General features: G+C 56.8%; 4 protein-coding genes. All 4 read left to right on the forward strand.

Going from position 1 to position 3,999, the window contains the following annotated elements; genetic code table 11:
- On the forward strand, window positions 1-505 hold a 505-nt coding region (locus WC359_15005; protein MFA5401758.1), incomplete at its 5' end, for an NADH-ubiquinone oxidoreductase-F iron-sulfur binding region domain-containing protein.
- Entirely contained in the window at window positions 502-2,955 is a 2,454-nt protein-coding gene (locus WC359_15010; protein MFA5401759.1) for a xanthine dehydrogenase family protein molybdopterin-binding subunit, read from the forward strand. The genes WC359_15005 and WC359_15010, both read left to right, overlap by 4 nt.
- Before the next feature lie 36 nt (window positions 2,956-2,991).
- Window positions 2,992-3,576 carry a (2Fe-2S)-binding protein gene (locus tag WC359_15015; protein MFA5401760.1) on the forward strand — a complete coding sequence of 195 codons (585 nt, stop codon included), beginning with the start codon at window positions 2,992-2,994 and terminating at the stop codon, window positions 3,574-3,576.
- Between the two features lie 10 nt (window positions 3,577-3,586).
- Window positions 3,587-3,999, forward strand: a 413-nt coding sequence (locus WC359_15020) for an FAD binding domain-containing protein (GenBank protein MFA5401761.1), incomplete at its 3' end; no start/stop codon positions are given.

A 3,999-nucleotide genomic window follows, 5' to 3' on the forward strand; every position in this document is an offset into this window, starting at 1 on the left:
CAGTACGCTCAAGGAGCTGGTTGTCGGCCTGGCCGGGGCCGCCGATATAAAGGCGGTGCAGATAGGCGGGGCGACCGGCAATATCATACCCGGCTACATGATCGATACTCCCCTCTCACATGAGACCTTTCTGGGATCGGGTGCGGTAATGGTATTCAATTCGACCCGGGACATCATCGACATCGTTTATAACGACATACGCTTCCTCAACGAGGAATCATGCGGCAAATGCACGCCCTGCCGCGAGGGGACCGAGGTCATGCTGGAGATATACGGGCGTCTGCGGCAGGGGGATGGCAGGGAGAGGGATATAAGTACGCTGGAGGAGCTGGCACGCACGATGGCGGCAGCCTCGCTGTGCGGGCTGGGACAGGCGGCCGCAGTGCCTGTATTGGACTCACTGAGATATTTCTATAACGAGTATATAGACAGGGTCGACCAATCGCAGTTTCTACGCAGCTACCTCGGCGGTGAATTGGCTAAAACAACGGAGGGAAACAGGTGAGCAAAGAATCAGAGATTCAAACAGAACGCATGATCGAGATGTTCGACAACCTGAAGTCGGACAAATATCCGCTAAGTGAATACAAGTATATTGGTAAGAAGATACCACGAAATGTGGACGGCCTGGCCAAAGCTTCGGGGCAGGCTGAATATACCATGGACATCCAGTTGCCGGGCATGCTGCATATGAGATTTATTGACTCTCCCTACCCCCATGCCAAAATAGTCAGGATGGACACGAGCAAAGCCGAGAAGCTGCCGGGAGTGCGTCATGTGCTCCGCTATGATGATCCCGGATTACCTGAAACGGAAAACATCGGATATTTCCCAATTTTCCAGAACGACAGGCCGCTTGATTGTGTAGCACACTTCGAGGGACAGCCGATGGGCGCAGCCGTGGCTGCCGATACCGAGGCAATAGCTGAAGAGGCGCTCTCCCTGATTGAAATCGAGTGGGAGCAGCGACCCTTCATGCTCGACCCCGTGGCGGCCAGCGAACCGGGAGCTCCTCTCACATACCCCGAGCGCTATTCAGACGGCAACTTCTGGAACAGGGGTGTATTGGACGAGCTGATACATGGAGATATCAAAAAAGGATTCGCTGAAGCAGACAAGGTAGTTGAATTCAAGGTCAACCGCTACGGCCATACCTGGATATGCCCGGAGCGACCCTGTGGAGTCTGGAGATGGAATGGGGACCACGCAGAGGTCTGGGTGAAGAACCAGAGGCCCTTTGTGGCCAAACGTAATATAACCACCTGGTTCGGCGGCATTCCCATGAACAAGATACAGCTGCATATGCCGTATCAGGGCGCTACCTTCGGAGGCTGGACCCACGTTGATTGGAGCTTCGGCGGGCTCTACTGCGCCGCCGTGGTCTCGAAGAGACTCAAAAGACCGGTTAAATATATTCTGAGCCGCAGGGAGGACTTTTACGGCAGCTCCATGGACGAGGGTGTTTATCTGGTAAAAGTCGGTTTCAAGAACGACGGTACGATCACAGCCGTAGATGGCACCGTATATCATGCCAGCGCTATCCATCCGGCTTTCAGTCCTGTAGTGCACTTTCATGAAAATACCAGGGTTCCCCATCTCAAGGGACAGATCAAGTCTATCTGGGTCAACAAGGGGCCTTCGGTTGGAATACGCTGCGAGATGCTTGTGCCGATACTGGTTCAGACCCTGGTCATGGACCGCGTTGCGGCTGAATGTGGAATGGACCCGACGGAAGTAGCCCTGAAGAACGACGGCTGCCAGGGCCATGATATGAACTGGCTCAACGAGCAAAAGAAGAAGCGTGGCTTCGTTGTGCGTGACAGCCTGAAGGAGTGCATCGAGAAGGGCAAGGCGGAGTTCAAATGGGACGAGATATGGCATAAGCCCGGAAGCAGGAAGCTCCCTAATGGACGCATGCACGGCGTCGGATTCACCTGGGGGCATGAGTGGTCCGATTCCACCGGCAGCGGAGAAATCGCTATCCGTATCGAGCGCAGCGACGGCACGGCCACACTGCTGGGAATACACTGCGATAACGGTGTGGGCGCGGAAACCGCTTACTGCCAGATAGCAGCGGAAGAGCTGGGTATGCGGCTTGAGGATGTACATTTTAATCCGCAATTCGATCCAGGCTTCCACCTCAATTCGCCGGACTCATCCTGCGGGACATCGGCCAACGGCTGGGCGGTGCGTCATGCGGCCCGGATACTCAAACAGAAGATACTTGAATCCGCCACCAGCCCAAGCTCGCCTTCGCAGAGGGGAAGCTACGCGCCCGCTTTCCCCAACGTGAAGCCGGAAGATCTGGATATCAAAGACAGCCGTATTTTTGTCAGGTCCGACCCCTCCCGCTGGATCAGCCTGGCCGACTACGCCAGGCTGATGGCCATACAGGGGCCTGTCAGCAACGCCGAGCTCTTCGGAGCAAGGAGCGCCTGGACGGAGCCTCTCTTCGCCCATGCTTTCCACGTTCAGGAGGGAGAGTACAACCCGCACAGTCCACGGGAGAAATTCTGCCGGCAGGCCCACTTCATGGAGGTCGAGGTCGACACCGAGACGGGAGAGGTTTTCGTCACCAGAATAGTCAATGTCAATGATGTCGGCAAAGTGATAAACAGGATGAGCTGCGAGGGACAGCAATACGGCGGCAGCATTATGGGGGTAGGTCGCGGCAAGCTGGAGGAAATGGTTCACGATCCTGTCACCGGCGTAATGCTCAACGGTAACCTTATCGACTACAAGATCCCCACCATTAAGGATGTAGGTCCCATTAGTACCATCCTGGTGGAGACGGGCCTGGGATACGGACCATATGGACTCGTGGGCATCGGCGAGGATATTGCCACTGTCGTTCCGCATTTGATAGGTCCGGCGGTATACAATGCCATCGGCGTCTGGGTTTACGATTTCCCCGTCACACCGGACAGAGTATTGAAAGCCCTGGGCAAGATATAGGTTTAAAACAAAGCTTCGAAAGAGGAGGACGAGAACTTGAGTAAGGAGATTAAGAATTTCGTTTGCCCCTACTGCGGGGAATCACACGACACGCAGGACGGCCTGAAAAGCCATGTCTTCAAATCGCACAAGGGACGCGGCCTGCCCACAGCGGAAGGCCGTATAAAATTGACTATCAACAGGGCGGAGCACACCTTCCTGGTGGAGCCGAACTGGACCCTCTACTACCTCATCCACGACATACTCGGCCTGACGGGATCCAAGCAGTTCTGCGACCGCGGCGCCTGCAGCTCCTGCACCATGATCGTGGACGGTAAACCCGTCCTCTCCTGCATGATGCTGGCCATCGAGTGCGACGGCAAGACCGTCGAGACCGTCGAGGGCATCGCAGCCGACGGCCATCCCCTGATCGAAGCCTATGTCAACAACCACGCCATGCAGTGCGGCTACTGCACGCCCGGCTTCGTCGTCGCCTCCAAGGCCCTGCTCGATCGCAACCAGGACCCCAGCGAGGAGGAGATCGTCGACGCGCTGGCGGGCAACCTCTGCCGCTGCAGCACCTATCCGCAGCATCCCATCGCCGTGAAGGAAGCCGCCGGCAAGCTGCGGGCCGCGAAATAAGGGGGTTATCGTGAAGAATTTCAAACACTTCAACGCATACAGTGTAGACGAGGCCGTGGCCCTCATGGGCCGCTACGGTGAACGCGCCGCCGTCATCGCAGGCGGCACCGATATCCTGGGCAAGATGAAGGACTCCATCCTGCCCGCCTATCCCGAGGCCCTGATCAACATCAAGACCATACAGGGCCTGAGCGACATCAAGGAAAAGGGCGGCACCCTCAACATCGGCGCGCTGGCGCTGCTGGCCGATATCGCCGCCGATCCCGTCATCAAGTCCAAATACGCCGCGCTGGCGCAGGCCGCCGGCAGGACCGCCTCACCCAACCTGCGCAACATGGGCACCATCGGGGGCAACATCTGCCAGGACATCCGCTGCTGGTACTACCGCAATCAGAACAACAGGTTTTCCTGCCTGCGCAAAAA

The sequence above is a fragment of the Dehalococcoidia bacterium genome (assembly GCA_041653995.1).
Classification (GTDB): domain Bacteria; phylum Chloroflexota; class Dehalococcoidia; order GIF9; family UBA5629; genus CAIMUM01.